Annotated in this window: 15 protein-coding genes; 1 reads left to right on the forward strand and 14 read right to left on the reverse strand. The window is 63.7% G+C overall.

Features of this window, described 5'->3' with window-relative positions; translation table 11 throughout:
* Positions 1-667: 667 nt before the first annotated feature.
* From BDD21_RS19835 to BDD21_RS27540, 12 genes are all read right to left on the reverse strand, one after another.
* On the reverse strand, positions 668-2,518 hold the full coding sequence (locus BDD21_RS19835) for a pyruvate kinase (protein ID WP_120798633.1): 1,851 nt from the start codon (positions 2,516-2,518) through the stop codon (positions 668-670).
* 246 nt (positions 2,519-2,764) lie between these two features.
* Entirely contained in the window at positions 2,765-3,496 is a 732-nt protein-coding gene (locus tag BDD21_RS19840) for a hypothetical protein (RefSeq protein ID WP_245969702.1), read from the reverse strand.
* Positions 3,497-3,517: 21 nt separating this feature from the next.
* Complete coding sequence (pstS, locus tag BDD21_RS19845; protein WP_120798634.1) at positions 3,518-4,585, reverse strand: phosphate ABC transporter substrate-binding protein PstS; 1,068 nt, start codon at positions 4,583-4,585, stop codon at positions 3,518-3,520.
* A gap of 71 nt (positions 4,586-4,656) precedes the next feature.
* Positions 4,657-5,496 (reverse strand): phosphate ABC transporter ATP-binding protein PstB, encoded by an 840-nt coding sequence (gene pstB, locus BDD21_RS19850; protein ID WP_120798635.1) that lies wholly within the window; start codon positions 5,494-5,496, stop codon positions 4,657-4,659.
* Positions 5,497-5,515: 19 nt separating this feature from the next.
* On the reverse strand, positions 5,516-6,406 hold the full coding sequence (gene pstA / locus BDD21_RS19855; protein WP_120798636.1) for a phosphate ABC transporter permease PstA: 891 nt from the start codon (positions 6,404-6,406) through the stop codon (positions 5,516-5,518).
* On the reverse strand, positions 6,403-7,380 hold the full coding sequence (gene pstC, locus BDD21_RS19860) for a phosphate ABC transporter permease subunit PstC (RefSeq protein WP_120798637.1): 978 nt from the start codon (positions 7,378-7,380) through the stop codon (positions 6,403-6,405). The genes pstA and pstC overlap by 4 nt, the downstream gene beginning before the upstream one ends.
* A gap of 224 nt (positions 7,381-7,604) precedes the next feature.
* Positions 7,605-8,231 (reverse strand): phosphate ABC transporter substrate-binding protein PstS, encoded by a 627-nt coding sequence (pstS, locus tag BDD21_RS19865; RefSeq protein WP_281269187.1) that lies wholly within the window; start codon positions 8,229-8,231, stop codon positions 7,605-7,607.
* A 16-nt stretch (positions 8,232-8,247) separates the two neighbouring features.
* Positions 8,248-9,063 carry a phosphonate ABC transporter, permease protein PhnE gene (phnE, locus tag BDD21_RS19870; RefSeq protein WP_120800028.1) on the reverse strand — a complete coding sequence of 272 codons (816 nt, stop codon included), beginning with the start codon at positions 9,061-9,063 and terminating at the stop codon, positions 8,248-8,250.
* Positions 9,063-9,914, reverse strand: a complete 852-nt coding sequence (gene phnE / locus BDD21_RS19875; RefSeq protein ID WP_245969703.1) for a phosphonate ABC transporter, permease protein PhnE — start codon at positions 9,912-9,914, stop codon at positions 9,063-9,065. The genes phnE (BDD21_RS19870) and phnE (BDD21_RS19875) overlap by 1 nt, the downstream gene beginning before the upstream one ends.
* Positions 9,911-10,735, reverse strand: a complete 825-nt coding sequence (gene phnC, locus BDD21_RS19880; protein WP_120798639.1) for a phosphonate ABC transporter ATP-binding protein — start codon at positions 10,733-10,735, stop codon at positions 9,911-9,913. The genes phnE (BDD21_RS19875) and phnC overlap by 4 nt, the downstream gene beginning before the upstream one ends.
* A gap of 374 nt (positions 10,736-11,109) precedes the next feature.
* Complete coding sequence (gene phnD / locus BDD21_RS19890) at positions 11,110-12,069, reverse strand: phosphate/phosphite/phosphonate ABC transporter substrate-binding protein (RefSeq protein ID WP_120800029.1); 960 nt, start codon at positions 12,067-12,069, stop codon at positions 11,110-11,112.
* A gap of 325 nt (positions 12,070-12,394) precedes the next feature.
* On the reverse strand, positions 12,395-12,577 hold the full coding sequence (locus BDD21_RS27540; RefSeq protein WP_147431157.1) for a hypothetical protein: 183 nt from the start codon (positions 12,575-12,577) through the stop codon (positions 12,395-12,397).
* A gap of 298 nt (positions 12,578-12,875) precedes the next feature.
* On the opposite strand from BDD21_RS27540, the gene BDD21_RS19900 reads away from it, so the two are divergent.
* On the forward strand, positions 12,876-13,493 hold the full coding sequence (locus BDD21_RS19900; RefSeq protein ID WP_342769612.1) for a metallophosphoesterase family protein: 618 nt from the start codon (positions 12,876-12,878) through the stop codon (positions 13,491-13,493).
* An 11-nt stretch (positions 13,494-13,504) separates the two neighbouring features.
* Here the strand turns inward: BDD21_RS19900 and ccmI are convergent, their stop codons facing one another.
* Both ccmI and BDD21_RS19910 read right to left on the reverse strand, forming a co-directional pair.
* Positions 13,505-14,863 carry a c-type cytochrome biogenesis protein CcmI gene (gene ccmI / locus BDD21_RS19905; RefSeq protein ID WP_120798643.1) on the reverse strand — a complete coding sequence of 453 codons (1,359 nt, stop codon included), beginning with the start codon at positions 14,861-14,863 and terminating at the stop codon, positions 13,505-13,507.
* Positions 14,860-15,348: a cytochrome c-type biogenesis protein gene (locus tag BDD21_RS19910; protein WP_211335108.1), complete on the reverse strand. Its 489-nt coding sequence runs from the start codon at positions 15,346-15,348 to the stop codon at positions 14,860-14,862. The genes ccmI and BDD21_RS19910 overlap by 4 nt, the downstream gene beginning before the upstream one ends.
* Positions 15,349-15,361 lie beyond the last annotated feature (13 nt).

Consider the following 15,361-nt stretch of genomic DNA (forward strand, 5'->3'; position numbering starts at 1 on the left):
CTCCTGGTAAGGATCTGGCATTGTCGCGTTGTTTCCACGAACTGCTGTGCGGGCCGGACCTCCCTCCGGGTGAGGTGCGTCGCTTCCGTCAACTGCGTGGTCTCATCGGGGAGCTCCCGGGCGACAACCAAAGCACCGTTGGTGCCTGGGTCCGTTTCTTACCCTTGCCTGCCCGGCGGAGATTGGGGCTGAACCGGCTTTGGACCTCGTCTATGACCGCCGCCGGGCCGCCTGCTTTCCTCTGGTGACGCGCGGCACCGGCGGGGGGCCCCGGCCTCGGGTTCAAGCTCGGGGCCTCCCCAGCTTTTCTGGTCCTCCCTTGTTTCCACGCCGGCCCCGAATTCCGGAATGAGTTGCGGGAGGACCGGGTCGCTCGCTGCGGTGCCGTGCCGCCCGGTCGGAGAGCCAGGCCACGAGACCGGCCGAGGCTATCCCGTCGATGCAGAAGCCGACCGTGTGGACGGAATCGGCCCCGGCGATGCTCCGCGCGGTTTCGATCGCTTCCAAGGCGCCTTCCAGGACATCGTCCTCGAATCCGACATCCTGCATCGCCGAGTCGGGATTCCTCCGACTGATCGAGAAGACGGTAGAACCGGATCGTGCAGCAAAGCCATCAAGCTGCGTTCGGGGGCGAGATCCGTCGGCGGTCGCGACAGCTTGAAGGCAGCTACTTCAGCTGCGCCACCGACAGCTTGCGCAGCGTGGCGCGACGTTTGACGTAGTGCTCGTCCATGCGTCCGATGATGCCGTCGAGGAAACGGACGGTCTCGACGATGTTCGGCCCCTTGTTGAGCATGGCGCATTCGGCTTGGATACTCATGGCGGCATCCGAGACCTCGGCGCGCGACGGTGCTCCCTTTTTTGCCATGCCCTCGAGGATCTGAGTGGCCCAGATCACCGGAATATGCGCCGCCTCGCAGAGCCAGAGGATCTCCTGCTGGACCTCGGAGAGGCGCTCGAAGCCCACTTCGACCGCGAGATCGCCCCGCGCGATCATGATGCCCACGGGAGGCGAGTTGAGACTCGCGAGCAGGATGCGTGGGAGGTTCTCGAAGGCCTGACGGTTCTCGATCTTCAGCACGACCCCTAGACGGTTGGCACCGAGTCGGTAGAGCGCGTCGTGCAGACGCTCGACATCTTCGGGGCCGCGGACAAAGGAGAGGGCGACCATGTCCGCAAATGTCACGACTGCCGGGAGGTCCTCCAGGTCTTTGTCGGTCAGGGCGGACATCTCAAGCGCGGTATCGGGGAAGTTGATGCCCTTTTCGGCGCGCAGCTTCGCGCCGCGTGGCCCGGTATGGGTAATCTTCACCAGGATGCGCTGACCGTCGTTTTCCTGAACAAGACCGCCGATCTTTCCGTCGTCGAACCAGACACGATGCCCGTGTGCGACCTGCTCGAACGCAGCATCCAGCGTACAGTGAATCCGTGCGTGCTCGACGATGCGACCGGATGCGTCGCGCTCGGCCTCCCGACCGGGCTCGTCGTGACGGGTCAATATCAGCGTATCGCCGGGTAGGAGGTAGATGGGGTTGACCACCTCCGGAATGCCCACGATGCGTCCCGCTCCGACCGACTCGCCGTCGCGGAGGCCCGTCACCGGGGTCTCGTCCTCAATGTAGGCCGTTCGCTCGGTTTCGGCGATGAACGATCGATCGAGCATCTCGACGATCTTAAGCTCATGACCCTGACCGCGCGTGTCGGTCAGGCCGATGTGATCGCCGACTGCAAGTCTCTCGAGCAGATCGCCCTCGATCCGGAGGGCAAAGCGAATGTCGCCGGGGGTCGGCTCTGCCGCAGACGCCGGGGTCAACCAAATGCGAGCCGGCCTGGCGATGCAGCCGAAGACATCGCGATCGGGCGCCACTCGCTTCACCCGCCCGCTCGCACGAATGGCGCCCGTGCGGAGCTTCGGACCGGCCAAGTCGGCCTGCACGCGGCAGCTACGCCCAACCATTCGTTCGGCACGACGCAGGTTTTCCACCATCGCGAACCAGGCATCCGGACCGTCGTGGGCGCAGTTGATGCGCATGACATCCATCCCGGCGATGAGTAGATCCTGCACCAGTTGTGCATCCGAGGCGGCTTCGCTCGGCATGGTCACCATAATGCGAACGAATCGGTCGCGGGGCTCGGGACCCAGAAGCGCACGGGTGTGATCCCGAAGCAACAAGGGGCCGGAACGGAAATCCACCGGCGGCTCCGGCGCCGGACCGAGATCCTTGCCGCTGAGCTGCTCCAGGATGGCCATCACCGAGTTGAGGCTCGCCAAGGCATGGGGCTCCAGCACCCCGAGCGAAGAGAGTCCCAGGGCACCGAGGTCTTCTTGCAGACTGCGGATGTCGTGTTGACGAATGCTGAGATAGTGAAGGAAGTTGCGTGCGCTGTTGCGATGGCCGGGCTCGATCTTCTCGATCTCGGCGGCATAAGCGCGTTCGAATTCGACTGCGCCTTCGCGCAGTGTGGCGAGCTGCGCGATCGGCCTTTCCAACTGTCGCGATGTCGGTGTCGTGGTCATGAGTCGAGTGCCTGCGAATTTGGATATTGGCCGCACGCTGACGGCCGAATCCCGGAAACATAGGGCAGTTGTGTTACGGTTGTGTGATCTTGCAGCGACATAGGAGCCGCCGCGGCGGCACCGATCAGGTCTGATTCGAAGGGGGGTGTCTTCACCTGCGGGATTGCCTCGATCCGAATCGGCGGAGCGACGTGTGCGGGTTTCGGTGGTCCCCGGGGGGCCGAGCGCGACCTTCGGCCGGGATCCTCAGGCGGCAGGGACAAGATACTCGGGCGCGCCGTTGCCTTTCAGGAGGCGTGCGAGACGCTTTTTGAGCTTCGGCATCGTGATCAGCATGCCGAGGCTGTGTTTGCGGGCGTCCTTGACCAGTGTGGAGGGGTCGAAATAGGCCTTCGCATTTGCAACGGACAGGACGAAGGGTGGTTTGCCTTCGCGCGCCAGCAGGTAGCTCATGATCAGGGAGCCGGTGCGGTGGTTGCCTTCGATATAGAGCTGTGGCCGACTCAGGACGTAGACGTAAACCCCGGCGGCGCGGAACCAAACGGTTTCGGCGCGGTGATAGGCGAGCCAGTCCATCAAGCCCCCGATGCCGGCGTTTTGCTGCTCGTAGAAATGCTGCTCGGTCGCGGCGATGTGAACGGAGAACTCCCGACGCCTCTCGACATCCTCTCCGCACAGCACGCAGGTATTAAGTTCCAGAAGCCATTTCGAGTGCCCACGCTCGAAGGGGTCAAGCCCGCTCCTCAATGCCTCGTCGACCATCCGGTAACCGGCCATCATGTTCCGACGCACCATATCGGTCATCGGATCCCGAGGCGTGCTCAAGGTCCGGTTGATCCGGTCGAAATCGTCCTGCACGGCGCGCAGAGACGCATCGATCGCCGTCAGGTTCAGACGCATCGGATGACTGCCGGGATCTCGCGGGTGGGATCGGTCTGCCGCGCCGGTGCGCGCGGCTTGGGTCCGGGACGGATCCATCCCTGGATCGACCTGTTCGGCCTAACGGATCGTGTCGAGGGCGCGCGTCGCTGCAGCGACGATGTTGGCCGGCAGCGGAATGTAGCCCAACTCCTCGGCGATCGGCTGTCCCTTGTCCAGGGCCCAGGTCACGGCAGCCTTGAGTGCCGTCGCCTTCTCCGATTCCGGGTACTGTCCGTAGAGCAACAGCCAAGACAAACTGACGATGGGATAGGCATCTTCTGCCTCGGGATCGGGAACGAACAGCCGCAGATTCTCGGGCATGTTGGCCTCGGCCGCCGCCTCGAGTGTGCGTCGCCCGCTCTCGGCGTCCGGCCTAACGAAGTTGCCGGCCTTGTTTTGCAGGGTGGCGATCGGAAGTCCGAGACGGCTGGCGAAATAGTATTCGATGTAGCCGATCGACCCGTGACTGATCTTGATCTTGTGCGCGACCCCTTCGTTGCCGTTGCCGGTCATGGCGCCGCCGGGCCAGTTCATGAGAGTTCCGATTCCCGGCCCCTCGGTCAGCCAGGTCGGGCTGATGGTGCCGAGATGATTGGTGAAGACGAAGGTGGTCCCGGAGCCGTCGCGGCGGACCACCGTCTGGATCAGCTTCGAAGGAAGGTCGAGGTGCGGATTGGCCGCGACGATACGGGGATCGTTCCACTGCCAGATCTTGCCCAAAAAGATGTCGACATAGACATCGCGGGGCAGCCGCAGCTCGCCTTCCACGCCCGGCAGGTTGTAGGCGAGCACGACCATACCGGCGGTGGCCGGGATCAGCTTGGTGCCCCGGGCGACTTGGGCGATCTGCTCGTCCGTCATGGCCGAGTCGCTGGCGCCGAAGTCGACCGTCTCGGCGATGAAGCGTTTGACGCCCTCGCCGCTGCCTCCGCCTTCATAGCTGAGTCGCGCTTCGGTTTGCTCCGCGTTGTAACGGCGAATCCACTCCTGGTAGAGCGGCTCGGGGAAGGTTGCACCCGCCCCTGTGATCTGCAACCCGGCCGGGGATTCCGTCGTCGTATCGGTCGACTCCCCGCCGCATGCCGTCAATAGGATGGAGACAACGACCGCCGAAGCGGTGCGCTTAACCCCGGGAAGACTCGTCATGGCCCGTCCTCGTGAACTGAAGGTGATATGCCTGGCGCGGCGCCCGCACGGGGCGGGCTCCGGTGGCTGGATCAGCTGAACTCGCCCGAGACGTATTGCTTGGTGAGCTCCTCTTGGGGGTCCTCGAAGATCCGGCGGGTCTCGCCCATCTCGACCAGATAGCCGGTTCGCCCGCCTTCGGAAATGTCCACACCGAAGAAGGCGGTGGTATCGGCCACGCGGGTCGCCTGCTGCATGTTGTGCGTCACCAAAGCGACCGTGTAGCGCTCCTTGAGTTCGAGCATCAGCTGCTCGACCTGGCGAGTCGCGATGGGGTCGAGGGCCGAGCAGGGCTCGTCCATCAGCAGGACATCGGGCTCGGTGGCAATCGCCCTGGCGATGCATAGGCGCTGTTGCTGACCGCCGGACAAGGAGAGCCCGCTCTTATTCAGCTTGTCCTTGACCTCCTTCCAGAGTGCGGCGCGCTCCAGTGCCTTCTGTACGCGTTCCTCGACGTTGCCCTTGTAGCGGTTGAGCCTCAATCCGAAAGCAACGTTGTCGTAGATGCTCATCGAGAAGGGATTCGGCTGTTGAAAGACCATCCCGATGTACCGACGCACCACGACGGGGTCGACCTTTTTGCCGTAGACGTCTTGGCCGTGGTACTTGACGTGGCCCTCGAAACGGAAGCTCGGGATGAGATCGTTCATCCGATTCAGGCTGCGCAGCACCGTACTCTTGCCGCAGCCCGACGGGCCGATGAATCCCGTGATCTTGCCCTTCTCGATGGGGACGTTGCTGTTGCGCACGGCGAGAAAATCGCCGTAGAAGACCTTCTCGAGCCGGCAGTCGATCACCGCTTCTCCGACCGGGGAGAAGACCGCCGCCCCTGGTGAGATGGCGTGTGCCGTTGCTTCAGCTGTTGCGCTCATGACGTATACCTCGGGATGGTTACACCTTGGACTGCCCGATGAGGCGCGCCAGGATATTGAAGACAAGGACGATCAGGACCAGCACCAAGGAGGCGGCCCAGGCCAGCTCGATTTGGTTGTCGAAGGGCATGGCCGAGAAGTTGTAGATGAGGATGGATAACGACGCGGTCGGCTCCATCAGCTCGGACATGAAGTAGTTGCTGAAGAGCGCCGTGAACAGCAGCGGAGCGGACTCGCCCGCCGCGCCGGCCACCGCCAGCATGATGCCGGTCAGGATGCCCGGCAGGCCGGTCGGCAGCACCACCTTCCAGATCACTTGACTGCGGGTGCAGCCCATGCCGTAAGCGGCATCCGTCATCTTTTGAGGCACCTGTTTCATCGACTCCTCGGCGGCCAGCACCACCGTCGGCAGCATGAGCACCGCCAAGGCGACGCCGCCGGCCACCGCGGAATAGCCGAAGTTGATGACCAAGACCGCGTAGGTGAAGACGCCCGCCAAGATCGAGGGGAATCCGGTCAGGGTCTTGGCCACGAAGCGAGAGGTCCCGGCCAACGGGCTGTGAGGGTCCAGGATCGCCAAGTAGATGGCCGCGAGCAGACCGATCGGGATGCTGATGGCGGCTGCGATGGCGACCATCACCAGGGTGCCGATGATGGCGTTGGCAAAACCGCCGCCCATCTCGAAGCCGGCCGGCGGCAGCGCAGTCAGTGCCTCGATGTCCAAACGGGCGCCGCCTTCGGCCACCAACATGATGATGACCGAGAAGAGCGGGATGCTGCCGAGGATGGCGATACCCCAGGTCATGCCGGTCAGGAGTCCGCTGGTCAGGGCGCGCAGCTCGAACGGTCGACGTTCCAGGCTCAGGCGCTGCGACTCTTGTGGCCGCGATGTCAGGTCGATGTCGCTCATGCCTTGCCCTCGAACTTGCGAACCGTGTATTGCTGGATCCCCAGCCCGACGATGTTGACGATGAGCGTGATCAAGAGGAGCACCACGGCGGCATACATGAGCGCCTGCACCTCGATCTGGCCGGCCTCCGGGAAGCTCGAGGCCAGGAGCGATGCCAGCGTATTGGCCGGCGCAAACAGCGACAGGTTGATCTGGTTGCTGTTGCCGATCAGCATCGCCAGGGCCATGGTCTCGCCGAGCGCCCTCCCGAACCCCAGAACCAAGGCGGCGAGGATGCCGGAGGAGGCGGTCGGCAGCATCACCTTGAGGATGGCCTCCCAGCGTGTCGTGCCCATCCCGTAAGCGGCCTCCTTGACCTTGTAGGGGATGCGCCGGAAGGCGTCGACCGTGATGGCCGCGACCGTCGGCAGGATCATGATGGCGAGCACCAAGGCGGCGGGTGCCATACCCGGACCGCTCAGCTCGGTGCCGAAGATCGGGATGAATCCGAGCTCGCTGTGCAGCCACTCGGCCACGGGGCGCAGCATCGGGATGACCACATAGATGCCCCAGAGGCCGTAGACCACCGAAGGGATTGCGGCCAGCAGCTCGACGATTGTCCGAAAGACCGCAGCGAGACGGGCGTGGATGAAATCTTGGGTGAGAAAGATGGCGATGGCCACACCGAAGGTCCCGCCGAGGATCAAAGCCAGAAAGGAGCTGTAGAGGGTTCCCCAGATCTCCGGCAGGACACCGAACTCCTGTGTGCCGACATTCCATGTCGTCCCCGAGACGAAGCTCAGACCATGCTGAGCCATCGCCGGAAATGCCAGTCCCCCGATCTCCCAAAGGATATAGAGGATCAGAACGACGATGAGGGCTGCGCAGGAGAGCGCGATGATGCGAAAGATGGAATCGGCAAGATAGTCGCCTCCGGACGGTGGTCCGGAGACACTGCTTGCAGAGTCGGCATGCTGGAATGGATTCACGGCCATGGGTTTGAATCTGCCTGGATGTGCGTCGATCGGAACGATGGACCGGTGATCTCCTCGGCCTTGTCGGGCGGATCGGATGCGGTGGCCCATCCGTCCGAATCGCCTGTGACGGCGATCCGGACGGCGGATCCGCACGGGCGCAACTGCCGGCTCACCCCATGTCAACCGGCGCGCCCCATCCCCCCGAAATGCTCCGAAGCCCGCGGTCCTGGCGTGATGACGGATTACTTGACCAGCTGAGAGACCTCGCGAACCTTCTCGACCACATTCGCGGGCAGCGGGATGTAGCCCATGGAGTCGGCGCTCTTCTGACCCTCGGTCAGGACATACTCGATCAGGTCACGCGCCACCTGGGCCTTCTCGGCGTCCTGAGTCTCCGGCAGGAGCAGCCAGGTATAGCTGACGATCGGGTAGGCGTCATCGCCCGCCGGGTCCATGATCCAGGCGCGGAGATCCGGGACGTTCGAGCCCGGCAGCGTGCCTCCGGGGAACTCGGCGGTCGCCAAGGCGGCCGCGCCGGTCTCGGCGCCACCGGCCACGAATTTGCCGGCCTGGTTCTCGAGGATGGCCGACGGGGCCTTGGTCAGCTTCGCGAAACCGTACTCGATATAGCCGATCGAGCCCGGGGTCTGCTTAACGGTGGCGGTGACGCCGTCGTTCTTGGGCGCCTTCACGAACTTGGTGCTCTTCGGCCACTGCGGCGACTTGTCGTGCCCGACAGTGGTCTTGAAGGACTCGCTGATCTCGGCCAGATGCCCTGTGAAGACGTAGGTCGTGCCGGAGGAGTCGGAACGGACCACGACCGTGATCTCTTGATCCGGCAGCTCGACGCCCGGGTTGGCGGCGGCGATCTTCGGATCGTTCCGCTCAGATCAAGGCCGCACGCACCCGCGCGGAGACCCACTCGCTGAGGATCACGGTTGCGAGGATGGCGATAAAGATGAGGGTCACCTGAGGCCATGCCAGGCTGTCGACCGACGACTTGAGCTGCAGCCCGATCCCGCCCGCGCCGACCAAGCCAAGAACGGTCGACTCGCGGATATTGATGTCCCAGCGGAACAGGGTGATGCCGGCGAAGGCGGGCATGATCTGAGGCACGATCCCGAAGTCCAACACCTGCGCAGGCCCGGCTCCGGTCGCCCGGATCGCCTCGACCTGCCGCGTATCGATCTCCTCGATCGCCTCGTAGAGGAGCTTGCCGATAAACCCGATCGAGCGAAGGGCGATCGCGATGATCCCGGCCAGCAAACCCGGACCCAGGATGGCCACCAGCAGAAGCGCCCAGATGAGCGCGTTGACCGAGCGCGAAGCGACGATGATGAAGATGGCGATCGGGCGCACGAGCAGCGGACTCGGGGTCGTATTGCGCGCCGCGAGGAAGGCGACCGGGACGGCGAGGACGATCGCGAGCAGGGTGCCGAGGGTGGCGATGTTGATGGTGTCCCACAGGGGAACCCAGAGTTGGTCCATGTAGGACCAGCGCGGCGGTACCATCCGTCCGAAGAGATCCGCGGCCTGCTCCGGGGCGTCCCACACGAAGGCCCAGATCTGGTTGCGGGTCATGGCCTCCCAGGCCAGGATGAACAGCAGGACCAACAGCAGCCAGCCGAACCAGAGCGCGAGGGACTGCGGCGTCGTGCGCTTGCGCCAGATCGGGCCATCGGGGGGTTGCTGAATCGCCATCACTGTACCCGAGCGCGCACCCAACCGGAGACATACTCGGTCACCAACACGATGGCGATGATCAGGATAAGGATCGCGGCGGCCGAGTCGTACTCATAGCGATCGAGCGCCGTATTCAGGGTCGCCCCGACCCCGCCGGCACCGACGATCCCGATCACCGCGGATTCGCGAAAATTGATGTCGAGCCGGTAGAGCGAGAGTCCGATCAGACGCGGCGTCACCTGCGAACGGATCCCGTAGTCGAGCACCTGCCACCAGCCGGCGCCCGTCGCGCGGATCGCCTCCACCTGCGCGGCGTCGATATCCTCGATGTCCTCGGCCAAGAGCTTGGCGAGAAATCCGATGGTCGCGAAGGCCAGCGTCAGAAAGCCCGCCAGTGGGCCAAACCCGACCATGGCGACGAAGAGGATCGCGACGATGATCTCCTGGAGCGAGCGCGAGAGCGCAATCAAGGCACGGCAGGCGAGATAGACGGGAGACGGGGCAATGTTGCGCGCCGCACCGATCCCGACCGGGATGGAGATCACGACCCCGACAACTGTCGCGGTCAGGGTCATGGTGAGGCTCTCGATCAAACCGGCACGGATGTCGTCCCAGCGCGAGATGAAGTCCGGCTCGACGAAGCCGCCGAGAAAGCGCAGACCGCGCTCCCAGCCCTCGCTCAAGCGGCCCCAATTGACCTCGACGGCGCCGATGCCGACGACCAGATAGACGAGGACACCGGCGTAGATCGCCCAGCGCAGTCGGCCATCAGAAATGAGCGGCGGACGCCGCCAGTGGCTCGGATAGCGCACCGCGCCTGGAGTTGCACCCTCGCCAGCCGGATCGGGCAGAACGGCCGGTCCGCTCACAAGGCGCCGACCAGTTCGTCGGCACCCGGCACGCCTGGGCGCGCGGACGGCCGGGTGTCGGACAGATCGCTCGACGCCGTCCAATCCTCTTCGCCGTAGATCTCGGTCAGGACCACCGGCGTCAGTCCATCCGGGCCGCCGTCGTAGACGATCGCCCCGGCACGCAGGCCGACGATGCGCATCATGAACTCGCGGGCCAGCACCACGTCGTGGATATTTACGATCGCCGCCAGACCCCGCTCCGCGCACACCTCGCGCAGCAACCGCATGATTTGGCGCGAGGTCTTGGGATCCAGGCTCGCGGTCGGCTCGTCCACCAGCAGGATCTCCGGCTCCTGCGCCAGCGCGCGCGCGATCCCGACGCGCTGGCGCTGACCGCCCGAGAGTGCATCGGCACGCTTGTCCGCATGCTCCATCAGGCCGACACGATCCAAGAGCCGAAAGGCATTCTCGATATCTGCAGGCGGAAACCGTCGGATCAGACTGCTCCAGAAGGTCACGTACCCGAGCCGACCCGAGAGCAGGTTCTCCATCACGGTCAGCCGCTCGACTAGGGCAAATTCCTGAAAGATCATACCCATGCGACGGCGCGCATGTCTGAGTCCACGGCGGCCCAACCGCGTCAGCTCCAAGTCACCTAACCAGATCCGACCCGAGGTCGGCTCGACCAGGCGATTCACGCAACGGATCAACGTCGACTTCCCCGCCCCGGAGGGACCGATCAGCCCGACCACCTGCCCCGCCGGGATTTCGAGCGACACATCGGCCAGCGCCATATCACCGGTGCGATAGCGTTTGGTCAGGGATTCGAGACGGAGCATGGGTAATGGCGCGCGCTCGGATTTGGGAAAGGCATGGCCACTGCCAGCTATCAGCTATCAGCTATCAGCTATCAGCTATCAGCTATCAGCTATCAGCTATCAGCTATCAGCTTGTTTAAGCTGACGTTCTGACCAGGTCAAGAAAAACGCGCCCCGGGGCATGTCAAACTGAGAGCCGAGGTGATTTCCTGGAAAGGAACAACCAGCGTGTAGGTGCGAATTTATTCGCACGCACATCCTTCAGGTCTTTCGGGTATGCGCAGTCGGGATGCTTATTGCCGGGACCCACCTGAGAGCTGAGAGCTGAGAGCTGAGAGCTGAGAGCTGAGAGCTGAGAGCTGAGAGCTGAGAGCTGAGAGCTGAGAGCTGACGCCTTAACGACAGTCGTAGCTCCCCCCCATCGCGGCATCGACCTCTCGAACCACCGCCCAATGGGTCTTGTAGTCGATCGGGATGAACTGGGCCTCGCCGGACTTCTCGAACTCGGCAGCCAGCGCCGAGCCCTCCCACGGGAAGCTGAAGAAGGCGTCCTTGATCGACTCGGCAAGCTCCGGCTTCAAGTTGTAGACCAGACCGTACCCGGTTGTCGGAAAGGTCTGTGATGTGTAAAGGCTCACCACCTGCTCGGGTTGGACCACGTCGCGCGCGATCATGCGCTGCAGCACCGAGTTGGCGATTGCCGCGGCCGGATAGTCCTTGTTGGCGACTCCGATGATGGAGTTGTCGTGCTTGCCGGAGAACACCGGCTCGAAGTCCTTCTCGGCCTCAAGCCCGTACTCGGCCTTCAGCATCGCCGAGGGTGCCTTGTAGCCCGAGTTGGAGGTCGGCGCGGTGAAGGCGAGCTTCTTGCCCTTGATGTCCTCGACCGTCTCGATCCCGCTGCCGGGGTAGGTAATGATCTCCATCTCGTAGCCGTAGCTACCGTCGGCCGAGGCCATCATGGCGAAAGGCACGAAGCCGGCACAGTTGACCGCGAGCGGGTTGGATCCGGTATTGAAGCCGGCAACATGGAGCCGACCGGCCCGCATCGCCTCGATCTGAGCCGCGTTCGACTGCACCGGAAAGAACTGAACCCGCTTGCCGGTCTTCTCCTCCAGATGCTTCAGAAAGCCATCCCAGACCTTCGCATAGACCGCCGGATCCTCCACAGGCGTGTAGGCGAAGATCAGCACATCCGGGTCGAGCCAGTCCTTGGCATCGGCAGGCGGATCCGCGGTGAGATCACCGTCGGCGTCCGTATAGCGCGGATCCATGGCGCTCGCGGGCGCGGCCAATACCGCGGCCAGCGCAGCCGCCCCAGCCAAGAACACACGGCGCGATCTCTCGAAACCCATCACGGCAACCTCCTTCCCGGTCGGGGAAATTCCGCGATTGTAGAGAATCGATGTGACCGTTCTTTGACGGTGCAGGCAATCGTTCGGGCGCGCGACAAGCGTTGAGCGTCGGGCCCGCGGCGGGCGGTCACGCGGCATCTGCAGCCTCGGTCTGCACAAACACCACGTTCTCATACACGGCATCGAGCGGCATGCCCGACGCACTCCCCGCGGTTTGCAGCCAAAGGATTGCCCCAACCGCAGACAACAGTTAAACGACCAACAGGATCCCGAAGGGCAAGATTCGCAGCCGAGCGGTCCGAGCGGTCGAGCGAATCATCGGGTGTCACCGAAGCGTCATTCCAAGCCGATAGAGTCCGTGGTGGCCGAAGCGGCAACGGGCGAGCGGGTGCCCTACCGCGTGCTGAGTCTCGACGACGCGGGTCGCCCGGTCCTGAGCGATGTCTTCACGCTCGCGCCCAAACCGCTGTCCGGCCAAGCCGTGAAGATCCTCCTGACGTCTGATCACCAAACGCTCCCCATGACCCCCGCCAATCTTCAATCTCGACAGCTATCTGGAACTCTTCGCACTGCCGGATGACTCGCCCGGCGGCGAGACCTATTGGGCCGAGACCTTCGGCGACATCCGCGTCGTCGGACTCTACGTCACGCAGATCTGGCGCACGCCGACGCTGGACGCCGATCGGCCGGGCCGCTATCGCGAGACCGATCTGCTCCCGGACGACCCGCTCGACCAAGGCTGGGGCCAGCACATCTTCGAGCGGATCGACCGCGGCAGCGACCAGCTTGCGTGGCTCGAGCGCGAGTTGGCGAGTCCCGCATTCCGAAACGGCAAGTATCGCGTTGTCTTGATGCATCACCCCATCCACAGCTTAGGCGCCAACAGCTCGCCGCCGTTTACCGATCCGGTGCGGATCGAAGAGCGCGACACGAACGGGGCACTTACGGGTGTCCGCTACGAGTATCCGCGCGCGGACGACTATCGGGTTCGGGACCTCGAGCCGCTGCTTCGACAGGCCGGTGTGCAGCTGGTCCTGAACGGACACTCGCACCTCTGGAACCGCTTCTTCGATCAAGGTGTGCACTATTTGGAAACCTCGAATGTCGGCAACAGCTTCGGGGCCTTCCATGTCCTCGGCGGCCAAACCCGTCCGGTGCCGCCGCCCCCTTGGCGCGCCTCCAACGCCACTGCTCAGGGCGACCCGAACGGGCTTGAGCCCATTGCGCCGAGCATTGCCCCAGAAACCGATGGCGACCAAGTCATGCCCTTTATCGCGAGCAATCGGCTCACGCTCTTCTCGATCCTCGACACCGCCGACGGGTCGGTGACCAGCTATGCCTTCGACACCGGTAGGCGCGATTCGGATGTTCGGACGATGGATCGATTTATCCTGATGCCATACGATCACCTGAATCTGCGGTAGCCGTCAGCCTGTCAAGGTCGTACGCGGTCGATTGAGACCGTCACCTGTGTGGAGCCGCTGCTCGGAATGAGGCCGGTCTCGCCCTCCAGATCGCCGGACTGGGGCATGGCCTGGCCGCTGGTTGAGACCCGGGCGCCGACGATGACCTGTGGGAAGCGTGACAGCTTCATGGTCGGCATCATGGCCATACTGTCATCAAGGCGGAGGGTCTTGGGAAGGTCTGCGACCCGGATGCGCTGCACGGCCAACGGCATCGGTGGACCTGCAGCGGCCTTGGCGTAGACGAAGACCGTGGTATCGGGCGGCGAGCGATCCAACAGCGCGGGGGCGAGTGAGACTTCGACCTCGATTGCGGGGGCTCCCGCATCCGCCTGGTTCGCGGGTTTGGATTCGGGCTGGCGCTCGTCGTCGCCGTTGGACGCCCGCGCGTCGCCCGCAGATCCCAGCTCCCCGGCGCCATTCTTTTCCGCCAGTCCAGCCGCGGACGGCACCACCCCGGCACGCTGCTCGGCGTTGTCGATGAGCCGCCGCAATTCGGCGGCGTCCTCGCTTTCAGGGTCGATCTCGCCCAAGACCCTTTTCCAGGAAACCGCCGCTGCGGTGAATTGACCACGTTGAAATGCCGCCATTCCGGAAAGCCAGCGCGCTGTAACGTCGTTCGGGTCAATTTCCAACGCCTCGGCGATCAGCGCCGACGGCCGGCCTTCCAGGCTGTTGTCGTTGTTGGCGGCCAGCGCATCGGCGTATGCCACCAACACCTGGGAGTCCTTCGGCCTCAATGCGTAAGCCCTGGCCCATGCCGTCTCGGCTTTCGCGGCGTCTTGCATCGCAAAATAGGTGCGTCCGAGCATGATCCAGCCTTCGGTATCGTCGGGTGTCTTCTGCAACCGCTCCTCGAGCTGTGCAACCAGAACATCCAAAGACGACATTCCGTCCGCCGCGCCGTTGTGGCCCCGGGCCGCGACCTGGTCCTCCGTGCCGGCATCGAGCCGCGGAATCATTTCCTGGCTCCCCAGCATCAGGTAGAGGGCCAACGCCGATGCGGGCACGGCCACGACCAGTGCCAGCGCTGTGAGCCGCGGGTTTGGCAGCGACATGGCGCGAGGCTGTTCCCCGGTCTTGGTGTCCAGGTTGTTCAGCGCTTCGCGCTCGAGATCCTGACGAGCCGAGTCATATTGGCTCTCATCCAGCTTACCCGCAGCCAGGTCGGCATCGAGTTCAGCGAGTTGCTGTTTGAACAGACCCAGGTTGACCTTATCAAGGTCGACGTCGTTGTGATCCGTCTCGCGCGCAACGCTCAGCAGTGGCGCAAGCACGAACAGCAGGGCCAGGCCGGCGAGTCCGGTTACGAGAATCCAGAAGATGGTCATGATGATTGGTTCGTCTTGCCGTCGTGATTGGCGAGCATGTCCTTCAGTCGCAGGCGGTCGTCTTCGCTCAGTTCGGCGTCCGGCGCGGAATTCTTGCGCAGCAGTGCGCGTACCATGAACACCGCACCGATTCCGATCAGCACGAATGGCCCGAACCAGAGGATGTACGTGGAAGGTTTCAAGGGTGGGTCGTAGAGGACAAAGTCGCCATAGCGTGCGATCAAAAAGTCGAGAATCTCGTCTTCTGACTGGCCGGCGCGCATCATCCTATAAACTTCGTTGCGCAGGTCCTGGGCCAGCTCCGCCTTGGACCCGGCAAGGGACTCGTTCTGGCAGACCAGGCACCGCAGCTTGCTGATCAGCTCGCGAAACTCCGCCTGCTGCTCGGGACTGTCGAAGGTGAACTCCTCAAGCGTGAAGGCACCGGCGGTCAAGCTGGTTAGGAGCAGGATTGACAACAGGAAGGACTTAATCAGTGCTGGCATGGCGATTTCGTAC

Source organism: Thiocapsa rosea, assembly GCF_003634315.1.
GTDB classification, from domain to species: Bacteria; Pseudomonadota; Gammaproteobacteria; order Chromatiales; family Chromatiaceae; genus Thiocapsa; species Thiocapsa rosea.